Below are 12,763 nucleotides of genomic sequence, written 5' to 3' on the forward strand. Positions count from 1 at the left end.
AGGTCTCCTAACGCATGACAAAGGGGTCGGGCATGGGCGCGGTGGACAGATTGATCCACACGGTCTTCAGCTCGGTATAGGCCAGCACCGAATCGATGCCGCTCTCACGGCCGTAGCCGCTGTTCTTGAAGCCACCGATCGGCGCCATGGCCGACACGGCACGGTAGGTGTTGACCCAGATGATACCGGAGCGCACGTCTCGGGCCAGGCGATGGGCGCGGCCCAGGTCGCGGGTCCAGATGCCAGCGGCCAGGCCGAACTGCGAGTCGTTGGCGATCGCCAGGGCCTCTTCCTCGGTCTTGAAGCGGATCACCGAGGCCACGGGGCCGAACACTTCTTCCTGCATGATGGTCATCGAGTTGCTGTCGCACTCGAACAGGGTCGGCTCGTAGTACCAGCCTTCGCCCTCGACCTCGGCGCGCTTGCCACCCAGGTGCAGCTTGGCGCCCTCGGCCTTGGCCGCGGCGACCAGGCCTTCGACCACGCCCAGTTGCTGGGCCGTGGCCATCGGGCCCATCTCGCTCTGCTCATCCTGCGGGTTGCCGATGCGGATGCGCTTGGCGCGCTCCACCAGGCGGGCGACGAACTCGTCGAAGATCTCGTCCTGCACCAGCAGGCGCGAGCCGGCCACGCAGCTCTGGCCGGAGGCGGCATAGATGCCCGCTACCGCGCCATTGACGGCGCTTTCCAGGTCGGCGTCGGCGAAGATGATGTTTGGCGACTTGCCGCCCAGCTCCAGCGACAGCTTGGCGAAGTTCTCTGCGCTGCTGCGCACCACGTGACGGGCAGTGGCTGCGCCGCCGGTGAAAGCGATCTTGCGTACCAGCGGGTGGCGGGTCAGCGCGGCGCCGGTGGTGGGGCCGTAGCCGGTGACCACGTTGACCACACCAGCCGGGAAGCCGGCTTCAAGCGCCAGGCGGGCCAGCTCGAGGATGGTCGCCGAGGCATGCTCGGACGGCTTGAGCACGATGGTGTTGCCGGCGGCCAGGGCCGGAGCCAGCTTGATCGCGGTCAGGTACAGCGGGCTGTTCCAGGGGATGATCCCCGCTACCACCCCGATCGGCTCGTGCACGGTGTAGGCGAACAGGTCCGGCTTGTCCAGCGGCAGGGTGCCGCCTTCGATCTTGTCGGCAAGGCCTGCGGTGTAATGGAAGAACTCAGGCAGGTAGCCGACCTGGCCGCGGGTCTCGCGGATGAGCTTGCCGTTGTCGCGGCTTTCGAGCTGGGCCAGGTGCTCCTTGTTGTCGGCGATCAGGTCGCCCAGGCGGCGCAGCAGCTTGCCCCGGGCAGTGGCGGTGATACCACGCCAGGCCGGGCTTTCGAAGGCGCGCTGGGCCGCCTGCACGGCGAGCTCGACGTCGGCTTCGGCGGCGTCGGGCAGTTGCGCCCAAGGCTGGGCGGTAGCCGGGTTGAGGCTGTCAAACGTCTTGCCGCTTTGCGCATCGCACCATTGGCCGTCGATGCACATCTGGAAATGGTGGAGGGTCATGCAACAATCCCCTTTGCGGAATCGGAGAGGTTACGGGCGTGGCCGAGGAAGTCGAGCAGCATGCGGTTGACTTCACGCGGCGCTTCGACCGGCATCATGTGCCGTTGCTCGGCGAGAACCACGCACTCGGCGCCGGGAATGCGCGCGGCGAGCTGGCGGGTCATGGCCGGGGTCGAGCCCGAGTCGAGTTCGCCGGTGGCGATCAGCGTCGGCACCTGGATGCTTTCCAGGTCGTCGGCGCGATACATGTCCTGGGTGGCGAACAGCGAGTAGGTGGTGTGGTAACCCTGCGGGTCGTTGCCGGCCAGAATCTGGCGGATGGCGGCAACCTGGGCCGGGTTGGCGGCCTTGTACTCGCGGCTGAACCAGCGGTCCAGGGCGGCATCGACGTTGGCGTCGGGGCCGAGTTCGGCAGCCTGGGCAGCGCGGGCGATGACACCGGCGCTCTGCTCCGGGGTGCGGTTGAACACGCTGTTGAGCACCACCAGCGCATTCAGGCGCTGCGGGTAGTGCAGGGCAAAGGCGCGGGCGACCAGGCCTCCCATCGAGAAACCGATCACCGTGGCCTGCGGGATCTGCAGGTGGTCGAGCAGTTCGGCCAGCTGCGCGGCGTAGCCTTGCAGGTCGGTACCGGCATCCGGACGCGGACTCTGGCCGTGGCCGAGCATGTCGTAGGCGATTACCCGGTAGTCGCTGGAAAGGCCGACGAACTGGCCGCCCCACATTTCCTTGTTCAGGCCCACGCCGTGGATCAGAACCACGGGCTGGCCTTGGCCGAGTGCCAGGTAGCTGGTCCCGGCGGGTGTACGTTCAGCTACAGGCTGAATCATGGATGGGCGCTCCTGGAAGGTCGGGCGTGGCGCTTCACACGGCACGCCCCGGCCCGTTTACGTTGTTGTTATTGAGCTTTTTCGGCTGCCAGTTCTTCAAGGTCGATGTAGCGGTTGCCGATACGCGGGTGCAGGCGGCCGCCGTCGGCAGCGCCCAGGACCACAACGATCTCGTCGGCACGCGGCGCGTCTTCGATCTGCATTTCCAGGGTGATGTAGTGCGAACGCAGGCCTTCGTCGTCCTTCTGCATCATCGGGATCTGGATCGAAGTGCCTGGGCCGCCGCGCTTGTTGGTGAAGCTCAGGTAGCTCTTGGCCTGGACCGCTTCACGGTAGTGGTTGCCGAAGCGCAGGGTATGGATCACGGCGGAAGCGTGCTCGATCTCGCCATCGGCGCCGACGACTGCGGCCTTGCCGTAGGCTTCGATCTTGTCGGCACCGCCGATGGCGGCGATCAGGCGCTCGACCATCAGCGCGCCGAGCTCGGAGCAATTGGCACGGATTTCAGGCTTGAGGTCATCGACGAAGCCACGGCCAGCCCATGGGTTCTTGATCACGACGGCCAGGCCAACCATGGTCACCGGCTTGTCGGTGGCCTTGCCGCCTTCGATGCGGGTTTCTTCGGAGTAGGTGACGATCTTGCGGATTTCGAAACTCATGGACGGCTCCTGGGTAGGTGATCAGGTCTTGTTGTCTGATGGTATACCATAATATTTGTTCTGCAATACCCTTGGGAGAAAATCCCTGTCCCGAAGACGAAAGGCATGCTTTCAAGCGCCGTAAACGACTGTAGGAGCGGGCTTGCCCGCGATTGCGTCCGCGCCGACGATACAGGTCGATGCTGCTAACGCTATCGCGGGCAAGCCCGCTCCTACAGGGGCACGGCCGCTAAGGGAGGGGCTCAGCTGAACGCTGGCACCACTTCCTTGATGAACAGCTCCAGCGACTTCTTCTTCTCTGCATGCGGCAGGCTGTTGTCGCACCAGAAGCTGAATTCGTCGACGCCCAGTTCCTGGTAGTACTTGATGCGCGCGATGATCTCTTGCGGGGTGCCGATCATGGTGTTCTTGCGGATGTTCTCCAGCGCGAAAGCCGGGACTTCGGCGAACTTCGACTCCGGGCTTGGCTCCAGGAAGCCGTTGGCCGGGACGGTCTTGTTGCCGAACCAGGCATCGAAGGTGCGGTAGAAGCGCGAAATGGCCTGGGCACCGACTTTCCAGCCTTCCGGTTCGGACGGGCTGTGCACGTGGGTGTGGCGCAGCACCATCAGTTGCGGGCGCGGCACATCCGGGTTGTTGTCCAGGGCAGCCTGGAACTTGTTCTTCAGGTCCAGCACTTCTTCATCACCCTTCATCAATGGGGTGACCATGACGTTGCAGCCGTTCTTGACCGCGAAGTTGTGCGAGTCCGGGTCGCGGGCGGCGATCCACATCGGTGGCATGTCCTGCTGCACCGGCTTCGGCACACTGGTGGAAGTCGGGAAATTGTAGATTTCGCCTTCATGGGCGTAATCGCCTTTCCACAGCTGGCGTACCGCCGGGACCATCTCGCGCAGTGCCTTGCCGCCGTCGGTCGCGGGCATGCCGTTGGCCATGCGGTCGAACTCGAACTGATAGGCGCCGCGGGCCAGGCCCACTTCCATGCGTCCGTTGCTGATCACGTCGAGCAGGGCGCATTCGCCCGCCACACGGATCGGGTTCCAGAAGGGCGCGATGATGGTGCCGGCACCCAGGCGAATCTTCTCGGTGCGCGCGGCGAGGTACGCCAGCAGCGGCATCGGGCTTGGCGAGATGGTGTATTCCATCGCGTGGTGTTCGCCGATCCACACGGTGCTGAAACCGCCGTTCTCGGCCATCAGGGTCAGTTCGGTAAGGTCTTCGAACAACTGGCGGTGGCTGACCTGTTCATCCCAACGTTCCATGTGCACGAACAACGAAAATTTCATGGGGCATTCCTCGGATCTGAAAAGTGTCGCCTGTTGATGCCGGCGACCGGAGTCTCGACGGGCGGCCGGCACCCGTCACACGGATAGATAAGTGTCAGGCGAAAACCGGGAGGCTGGCCATCTTGCCGCGGCAGTAGATCATCGGCCGTGGGGCCTGCTCGGGGACAATCAGGTTCTGCACCGCGCCGACCATGATGGCGTGGTCGCCACCTTCGTACTCGCGCCACAGCTCGCACTCGATGATGGCGGTGGCATTGGCCAGCAGCGGGTTGCCCAGCTCGCTCAGGGTCCACTCGATCCCTTGCGCCTTTTCCTTGCCCTTGCGGGCGAACGCATAGGCCTCGGCCTGTTGTTCGCCAGACAGCAGGTGGATGGCAAAGCGCTTGTTGCGGATCAGGACAGGGTAGGAGTCGGAGCTGTAGTTGGGGCAGAACAGGACCAGCGGCGGGTCCATGGAAAGAGAGCTGAAGGCACTGGCGGTCAGGCCGACGATCGAGCCGTCGTCGTCCAGCGTGGTGATCACCGTGACGCCGGACGGAAAGGAGCCCAGAACGTTCTTGTAGACGGTTGCGTCGATCATGGCGTGGTCCTCGGAAGAGCAGCGGTGGTCCGCGTTTTTATCGTTGATGTGTCTGATGGTATACCGTAATACTCGATTTGCAAGCGGAATTTTCCTACAGCGGCGGAACGCGATGAACGGCTCAAAGCCCCGTATTCATTGGCCTGCGTGCATGCCAAGGACGGAGGGATATGGATTGCAGGCAGTGCAGATGGGCTTTTTAAGTGCGGATCAGTGTTGTCAAAAATTTGGAATACCATAATATGGTCCGCAGCTGAGAGGCCGCCTAGATGCGGTTTCCTACAAAGATAAAAACAGAACCTTTCGAGCTCAGACCTATGTCCCAATCGTCGTCGCAAAACCAGCTTGTCGAGAACAATACGATCGAATACGTTCCACCCGCCCAGCGCCATGGGAAGGCGCGGGATCTGTTCACGCTCTGGTTCAGTACCAACATCGCTCCTCTGCCGATCGTCACCGGCGCCATGGTGGTCCAGGTGTTCCACCTGAACCTGCTGTGGGGCCTGATCGCCATCGTCCTCGGGCACCTGCTCGGTGGCGTTGTGATCGCGCTGGCGTCAGCCCAGGGCCCACAAATGGGCATTCCGCAGATGGTGCAGAGCCGCGGCCAGTTCGGGCGCTACGGTGCCTTGCTGATCGTGTTCTTCACCGCGCTGATCTACGTCGGCTTCTTCATCTCCAATATCGTGCTCGCCGGCAAGTCGATCCATGGCATCGCGCCGAGCGTGCCCATGCCCACGGCAATCGTCATCGGCGCCCTGAGCGCCACGGCCATTGGCGTGATCGGCTATCGCTTCATTCATACCCTCAACCGCATCGGTACCTGGGTAATGGGTTCGGCGCTGCTGGCAGGGTTCGTGATGATGTTCGTACAGGACCTGCCGGCCGACTTCTTCAGCCGTGGCAGCTTCAACCTGTCGGGCTGGATCGCCACCGTGTCGCTGGGAGTGATCTGGCAGATCAGCTTCTCGCCTTACACCTCCGACTACTCGCGCTACCTGCCGCGTGAAGTCGGCATCGCCAAGCCGTTCTGGGCCACCTACTTTGGCGCCACCCTGGGCACCATCCTGTGCTTCAGCTTCGGCGCCATCGCCGTGCTGGCGGTGCCGGAAGGGACCGACGCCATGGCAGCGGTCGAGCAGGCCACTGGCTGGCTGGGCCCGATCCTGATGGTGCTGTTCCTCCTCAACATCATCAGCCACAACGCCCTCAACCTGTACGGTGCGGTGTTGTCGATCGTGACCGCGATCCAGACCTTCGCTGCCAAATGGACGCCGAGCATCAAGGTACGGGTGGTGTTGGCCACGGTGATCCTGGTGGGTTGCGGGCTGGTTGCGCTGAGTGCTTCGGCCGATTTCATCTCGCAATTCATCGGTCTGATACTGGCGCTGCTGGTGGTTCTGGTGCCATGGGCATCGATCAACCTGATCGACTTCTACCTGATCAAGAAGGGAAACTACGACATCGCCTCGATCTTCAGTGCTGATGGCGGGATCTATGGAAGCTTCAACAGCCACGCGATCATTGCCTATGCCTGCGGGATCCTGGTGCAGCTGCCGTTTGCCAATACGGCGTTGTATGCAGGGCCGTATTCGAACCTGGTGGAAGGCGCCGACCTGTCCTGGGTGTTTGGCCTGCTGGTGACCTGCCCACTGTATTACTGCCTGGCGACCCGTGGTCAGCGGCAGAAGGCTGCTCGGGTGGTCAGCGTGAACGGCTGACACGAGCGACGGTGTGCTTGCAGGCAAGGCCGCTCTGGTTGGACAGAGCGGCCTTGTCGTTTCCGGGGCGCCAGGTCGGGAGTATCTTCGAAGTCCGGGGCAGTGGTGGGCTTCCGGTTCGCTGGCAAGCCAGCTCCCAAAGGTACCAAGCGCCACCGCAGCAACGGATATTCACCAATAGCGCGGGAAGCTCCGTCCTTCAGGGCGGGAAGGGATGGCGCTCACCGCGAAGCGGTGATATGGTTTAACTGTATATCCAAACAGTATTCATGATGAAGCGTCTTCAGGCCTATAAATTCCGACTCGAACCCACATTCCAGCAGCGAATTCTCCTCAGGAAATTCGCCGGTTGCGTTCGTGTGGTCTGGAACAAAGGCCTGGCCCTTCAGCAGGCCAGACATGAGGCACGCGAGAAAAAACTGGGTTATGCGGGGCTCTGCAAAGCGCTCACAGCCTGGCGCCACGACCCTGATACTCCATGGCTTGCCGAGGCTTCAGTCGACGTCGAGCAACAGATTTTGCGCGACCTCGAAACCGCCTACAAACGCTTCTTCGACAAGCTTTCTGACTTCCCGAAATTCAAGAAAAAGGGCACTCGAGACAGCTTTCGATTCCCTCAGCCGAAATCAATCAAGCTCGACCAGGCTGGCGAAAGAATCCTTCTGCCGAAGCTCGGTTGGCTGAAATACCGAACCAGCCGCAAGGTTCTTGGTCTGGTCAGAAACGTCACAGTCAGCCTGAAAGCTGGCCACTGGTACGTGTCCATCCAGACGGCGCGAAAAGTGGCAGAGCCCTGCCATCCAGCCGCCACAGCGGTTGGCATCGACATGGGCATTGTCCGCTTCGCCACGCTTTGGGACGGCCAGAAAGAGACCGTGATCCAGCCGCTGTCGAGCTTCAAGCGACATGAAGTTCGGCTGGCCAAGGCTCAGCGTCAGATGAGCCGCAAGGTCAAATTCAGCAGCAACTGGAGGCGCGCCAAAGCCCGCGTCCAGCGCATCCACAGCCAGATTGCCAACTCCCGAAACGACTTCCTGCACAAGACCTCACACGTCATCAGCAAAAACCACGCGATGGTTGTCGTCGAGGATCTGCAGGTCAAAAACATGAGTCGTTCGGCCAGCGGTACCCTGGCAGCACCAGGTCGGAACGTCCAAGCCAAATCAGGCCTGAAGTCGATCCTGGATCAGGGCTGGGGCGAATTCCGCCGCCAGTTGGACTACAAGTCCGCTTGGCAAGGTGGTTGGCTGGTGGCAGTTCCACCGGCGAATACCAGTCGTGAGTGCCCGGTCTGTGGCCACACTTGCGCTGAAAACAGAAAGCGCCAAAGCGTGTTTCTATGCGTGGCCTGCGGGCACACCGAGAATGCGGATCTGGTGGCTTCGAAGAATATCCGAGGGCGTGGATTGAATAGCCCAAAGGCCAGGACAATTGGCCGGATCGCCTGTGAAGTGAGTGGTGTTTCAGTGCCGCCAGCAGCAGGAACCCATCGAAGCGAGCAGCCGGCTCACGCCGACTGACGCAGTAGGGAATCCCCCTCCTTTCTGGCGAAAGCTGGCGCCTATCAAGGCGAGGTGGGGGAGGATGTCAACCTTCAGGTATTTTTTGTGGGATGATGCCATGATGCCACTATCCATACCTAGCCATTCAAGGCCATGAAGCGATGCAGGTACCGGGTCAGGCGACGATCGGGATCAAGGGGTCAGCGGCGGCCAGCGCGAGGGCACGGTCGGCGGCAGGTGGGTAGATCCATTCGGTGTTGATCTGCCGCTTCAGCGCCTTGCCTTCACGGCCATGCAGCTTGAGTTCCCGCTCCCAGCCTTCGCTGTAGGCGGCACCCCAGTCACCGAGGTCCAGGCAGGTGACGTACTTTGGCTGGCGGTAGACCACCGGGGTTACGCCAAGCAGGTCGGCGACTGCGTTGTTGCCGCTGTGGCGGCCCAATGGAATGGCATGCTGGCAGGTCATCAGGGCATGGTTGCCCAGGTCGTCCGCGGCTGCCCAGGCCACATCACCGCTGGCATAGATGTGCGGCTGCCCGATCACCTTCAGGTGTGGGTCGACTCGTAGACGGCCTTGGCTGTCACGCTCGCCGGGGATCTGTTCGGTCAACGTGCTCGCCCGGACGCCTACGGTCCAGATCACGGTATTGGCCTCGATGCGTTCGCCGCTGTCCAGCGTCACGCCGCTGGCATCGACGCCGACTACCGAAGTGTTGACCCGCCACTGCACGCCACACTGCTCTGAAGCGGCGATGATCGACGGGGTAATACCTTCACCCAGGGCTGCACCGACGTGCTGGCCACGATCAACGATGATCACCCTTGCAGGCGTCTCGCTGCCAAGAATGGCGCGCAGGCGTGCCGGCATTTCCGTAGCGGTCTCGATCCCGGTGAAGCCGCCGCCCGCCACCACTACGGTGTTGCGGGCGATGGAGTCTGGCTGGCTGGCGAGACTTGCCAGGTGCCGCTCGAGGCGTGCGGCCGATTCAAGCTGGTCGACATCGAAGGCATGGTCCGCCAGGCCCGGCAAGTTCGGGCGCGCGACGTTGCTGCCGGCGGCGAGGATCAACCGGTCGTAGTTCAGCTGCTGGCGCTGGCCACTGGGATCAACGTAGCTCACGGTCTTGCGGTCCACGTCGATGTGCTGGGCGCTCCCCTGGAGGAAGTCGACACCCACCGCCTCGAACAGCTCGCCCACCGGCGCCTTCAGGGTATGCACGTCGCTTTCGTAGAAGCGCGGACGAATGCGCAGCTCGGGCTGTGGCGCGAGCACGCTGACGACGACGTCGTTGCGAGCGTGCTGGTCGAGCAGGCGGGCGGCGCTCAGGGCGCTCCATACGCCAGCAAAGCCGGCACCGATGATCAGAATGTGTTGTTGCATGACGAGGTCTCCAACGGAATGGGAAGGGGCTGTCGAGCAACTCCGACTATATTGATCGTAGTTATTGGCCGCAAGTCTTTTCCCTGAAAAGCAGCCCATTGCGATAGATGGTCGGTCTGCATTTGTGGGGACGTGTAGAGGTGGGGTAGTATTTGCGACAAATACAGTCGGAGATAGACATGTCGCTTTACAGTGCGGGCGTCGAGTACGGCATCCACTGCCTGCTGTTTCTGGTCGACGAGCGTGGCGACAGCCGCGAGGCCAGCGTGCGCGACCTGGCCGAACTGCAAGGGGTGCCCCACGAATACCTGGCCAAGGTCTTCACCAAGCTTGCCCGGGCCGGATTGGTGGCGGCCACAGAAGGGGTGCGCGGGGGTTTTTGCCTGGCCCGGCCTTCGGATGAAATCACCGTGCTCGACATCGTCAGGGCGATCGACGGCAGCAAGAAGATCTTCGATTGCCGCGAAGTGCGCGAGCGCTGCGCGGTGTTCGACGGCACGCCGCCGCCGTGGGCAACCGAAGGCACCTGCGCTATCCACGCGGTAATGCTCACCGCGCAGAAGCGCATGGAAGAAGCGCTGGCCCAGCAGACCATCCTCGACCTGGCCAGACGCTTCGGGCGCAAGGCGCCAGCAGTGTTTGGCGAGCAGGTGAACGACTGGATGACCGAGCGCCGGGAAGGCAAGGGCGGGGATATCACTGTGCGGCAGGTGGAGCCATAGAAGTGCCTTAGTGCACCATGCGGCGCTGCCGCACGAACTCCTGGGCCTGCCATGCCAGCTGGTCGAGCCGCTGATCTCGCTCCTTCTCCGCCTCGACCATGGCCTCATCCCCATGCTGCTTGACCAGGTAGGCATGGATCTGGCCTACCTCCAGGGTGCGGTAGATCGGGGCGATATCCAGCCGTCCGATCAACGCGCCACTGGCCTTGCCGGTGCTGCTCATCAGCACCTGAGTGCCCGCTGCGGCAACCAGCTGCAGCCCCATGGCCTCGAACCACGGAACTTGCTGCACAAAGCAGTTGAGCTCGACACAGGCATGGCGCTTGCCGACCTCGGCCACCATGGCGCGGGCAATGCCCTGGCGTCGATGCGCAGGATCCACGGCTAGAAACGCCACGGCGCAGGCCTGCGGATCATCCTGGGCGGGCAGGGCGATGGCAAACCCGAGCAGGAGGTCGGGGGCATCGGCATCGAGGGCCAGCAGCACGTCCACTGCCAGGCCGCGCGAGCCGTCCATGGCCTGCAGGTACTGGTGTACTTCAAGGCCCACGCCATATTGATAGAGGGGATACAGCGGATTGCCCGGGGCAATGGCCACGCTGCTCAGCTCACTGACATGGTCGATCACCAGTTTGCGGATCTGGTTCTGGAAACTTTCCGGGGGCATGCCGTCGAGGCGGCGGAGGATGAACATCGGTAACAGGGCTCCGGCTGTTGAGGCAGCCCGCGCCAGGTCGGCGCGGGGTTGCACAGTCTAACCGGTTTTGCCGATCCGGCTCTGCTCTTGCAGTGCGCCAACAGAGATCGCGGCTTCGCGGTATCCTCAGCAGGCCATGACCTCAGCAAGGAACTTTGAATGCCCTATGAACTGGAAAACCGCCTGGTGATCGGTGTCGCCTCGAGCGCGGTGTTCGATCTGGGCGAATCGGACGCGGTGTTTCGCCGTGAAGGCGAGGCCCAGTACCGCAAGTACCAGGAACAACACCTGCATTCGCCGCTGGGCAAGGGCATCGCCTTTCCTTTCATCAAGCGCCTGCTGGCCCTGAACGACCTGTGCAGCGACCCTGAAGACCCGCTGGTCGAGGTGGTGCTGCTGTCGCAGAACGATCCGGACACCGGCCTGCGGGTGATGAAGACCATCGAGCACCACGGCCTGGGGATGACCCGGGCGATCTTCATGCAGGGGCGGTCGCCGTACGAATTCATTCCGGCGCTGAACATCGCGCTGTTCCTGTCCGCCAGCAAACCGGACGTGGACGCGGCGATCAAGGCCGGCTACCCCGCAGGCCAGGTACTCGACTCACAGTTCGATGACGATGAGGACGACCCCAGCCTGCGCATTGCCTTCGACTTCGATGGCGTGCTGGCGGGTGATGAGTCCGAGGCGGTGATGCAGAGCGCGGGGCTGGACAGCTTTCACGCCCATGAGGTGCTGAACGTCGCCCAACCGCACAATCCTGGCCCGCTCAAGGAATTCTTCGTAAGGATCGCGCGGATCCAGGCAGCGGAGGAGCAACACAAGATCACCAACCCCGGCTACGAGAACCGTCTGCGCGTGTCCATCGTCACCGCCCGCAGCGCGCCGTCGCACGAGCGCGCGCTCAATACGCTGAAAAGCTGGGGCGTGATGGCCAACGATGCATTCTTTCTTGGCGGCATCGAGAAGCGCCGGGTATTGCAGGTGCTCAGGCCGCACATCTTCTTCGACGACCAGTCGGCGCACCTGAAAAGCACCAGCACCGTGGTGCCGTCGGTACACATTCCATTCGGCGTGACCAATCAGGCCCGCTGAGCAGCCTCAGAACCAGCGGTCGTTGCGCTTGCGGCCGCGGGTGAGCAGCGGCAGGATCAGCCCGGCGAGCAGCCCTGCACCGGCGATGCCACCGCCGTAGACCATGTAGCGCATCATCACCTGCTTGTTCTCGTCGCCCAGGCGCGCCTGGGTGCTGCGCAGCTCGGACTGGGCCATGCCGAGCTCTTCGTTGAGCGATTTGTTGCGGGTTTCCAGCTCATCGATCAAGGCCTTGCGCGAATCCAGGGTCTCCTGCATGCCCTGCACGCGGGTCTTCCAGCTGTCGTCGATGGTCTTGAGCTGATCGCTCAGCTGCGCCACCTGGCTGTCGAGCTGCGGCAGGCGCTCGGCCTGGCCAGGAACCTCCTGCAGGTCGCTGGTCGAGATCCACACCACGCTGCCGCTCTCGCCGCGCACCTGGCTGTAGTTGCCCTGGGTGCCGATCAAGGTGACTTTCTGCCCAGACTTGAGGTTGCCGACAATCCGGTGACCATCGGTCGGGCCGCTGCGCACGTAGGTGCTCAGGCTGTCACTGACCCAGCGCGCATCGCTGGCGGCTTCTTCGGCGTGCAGGGGGCCGGCAAGCAGCAACAGCGCGCCGATCAGGCTGCCGCACAGGGCAGGGAAGGCAAGGATGGCGGGACGGGAATCAGGCATGGGTTCTTCGCATCTACAGGACAAATGTAGGCCCGAGGACGGGGCCGCTGAACCGGTCAGAAGATTTGACCGTCAGCCAAAGACCGCATTTATCGAGGCTGGTTCACTGACCAGTGTAGGAAAGATCCTGCGAAATGTTGCGGG

The 12,763-nt window shown here is 62.7% G+C and carries 12 protein-coding genes; 4 read left to right on the top strand and 8 right to left on the bottom strand.

The window, feature by feature from the left end:
• Positions 1-7 precede the first annotated feature (7 nt).
• The 5 genes from AC0ZZU_RS16020 to AC0ZZU_RS16040 form a co-directional block, all read right to left on the bottom strand.
• The gene (locus AC0ZZU_RS16020) at positions 8-1,489 is read right to left on the bottom strand and encodes an aldehyde dehydrogenase (RefSeq protein WP_476341996.1); all 1,482 of its coding nucleotides are present in this window, start codon (positions 1,487-1,489) and stop codon (positions 8-10) included.
• Positions 1,486-2,319 (bottom strand): alpha/beta fold hydrolase, encoded by an 834-nt coding sequence (locus AC0ZZU_RS16025; RefSeq protein WP_476341997.1) that lies wholly within the window; start codon positions 2,317-2,319, stop codon positions 1,486-1,488. Before AC0ZZU_RS16025 ends, AC0ZZU_RS16020 begins: the two co-directional genes overlap by 4 nt.
• Positions 2,320-2,387: 68 nt before the next feature.
• The gene (locus AC0ZZU_RS16030) at positions 2,388-2,978 is read right to left on the bottom strand and encodes an amino acid synthesis family protein (RefSeq protein WP_119141396.1); all 591 of its coding nucleotides are present in this window, start codon (positions 2,976-2,978) and stop codon (positions 2,388-2,390) included.
• A gap of 242 nt (positions 2,979-3,220) precedes the next feature.
• Complete coding sequence (locus tag AC0ZZU_RS16035) at positions 3,221-4,264, bottom strand: LLM class flavin-dependent oxidoreductase (RefSeq protein WP_476341998.1); 1,044 nt, start codon at positions 4,262-4,264, stop codon at positions 3,221-3,223.
• 94 nt (positions 4,265-4,358) lie between these two features.
• Entirely contained in the window at positions 4,359-4,844 is a 486-nt protein-coding gene (locus AC0ZZU_RS16040; RefSeq protein ID WP_476341999.1) for a flavin reductase family protein, read from the bottom strand.
• A 317-nt stretch (positions 4,845-5,161) separates the two neighbouring features.
• On the opposite strand from AC0ZZU_RS16040, the gene AC0ZZU_RS16045 reads away from it, so the two are divergent.
• Both AC0ZZU_RS16045 and AC0ZZU_RS16050 read left to right on the top strand, forming a co-directional pair.
• A complete protein-coding gene (locus AC0ZZU_RS16045) occupies positions 5,162-6,565 on the top strand; it encodes a purine-cytosine permease family protein (protein ID WP_476342001.1) in 1,404 nt (467 codons plus the stop codon).
• 272 nt (positions 6,566-6,837) lie between these two features.
• On the top strand, positions 6,838-8,085 hold the full coding sequence (locus AC0ZZU_RS16050; RefSeq protein WP_476342079.1) for an RNA-guided endonuclease InsQ/TnpB family protein: 1,248 nt from the start codon (positions 6,838-6,840) through the stop codon (positions 8,083-8,085).
• A gap of 157 nt (positions 8,086-8,242) precedes the next feature.
• Here the strand turns inward: AC0ZZU_RS16050 and AC0ZZU_RS16055 are convergent, their stop codons facing one another.
• The gene (locus tag AC0ZZU_RS16055; RefSeq protein WP_476342003.1) at positions 8,243-9,448 is read right to left on the bottom strand and encodes an NAD(P)/FAD-dependent oxidoreductase; all 1,206 of its coding nucleotides are present in this window, start codon (positions 9,446-9,448) and stop codon (positions 8,243-8,245) included.
• 179 nt (positions 9,449-9,627) lie between these two features.
• On the opposite strand from AC0ZZU_RS16055, the gene AC0ZZU_RS16060 reads away from it, so the two are divergent.
• On the top strand, positions 9,628-10,170 hold the full coding sequence (locus AC0ZZU_RS16060) for an RrF2 family transcriptional regulator (RefSeq protein WP_476342004.1): 543 nt from the start codon (positions 9,628-9,630) through the stop codon (positions 10,168-10,170).
• A gap of 7 nt (positions 10,171-10,177) precedes the next feature.
• Here the strand turns inward: AC0ZZU_RS16060 and AC0ZZU_RS16065 are convergent, their stop codons facing one another.
• Positions 10,178-10,864: a GNAT family N-acetyltransferase gene (locus tag AC0ZZU_RS16065; protein WP_476342005.1), complete on the bottom strand. Its 687-nt coding sequence runs from the start codon at positions 10,862-10,864 to the stop codon at positions 10,178-10,180.
• Positions 10,865-11,026: 162 nt separating this feature from the next.
• On the opposite strand from AC0ZZU_RS16065, the gene AC0ZZU_RS16070 reads away from it, so the two are divergent.
• Positions 11,027-11,962: a 5'-nucleotidase gene (locus AC0ZZU_RS16070; protein WP_476342006.1), complete on the top strand. Its 936-nt coding sequence runs from the start codon at positions 11,027-11,029 to the stop codon at positions 11,960-11,962.
• Between the two features lie 6 nt (positions 11,963-11,968).
• Here AC0ZZU_RS16070 and AC0ZZU_RS16075 read toward each other — a convergent pair whose 3' ends face one another.
• Positions 11,969-12,619, bottom strand: coding sequence for a TIGR04211 family SH3 domain-containing protein (locus AC0ZZU_RS16075; protein ID WP_476342008.1), 651 nt, complete (start codon positions 12,617-12,619; stop codon positions 11,969-11,971).
• Between the last annotated feature and the right edge of the window lie 144 nt (positions 12,620-12,763).

The sequence above is a fragment of the Pseudomonas sp. JE3303 genome (assembly GCF_056312565.1).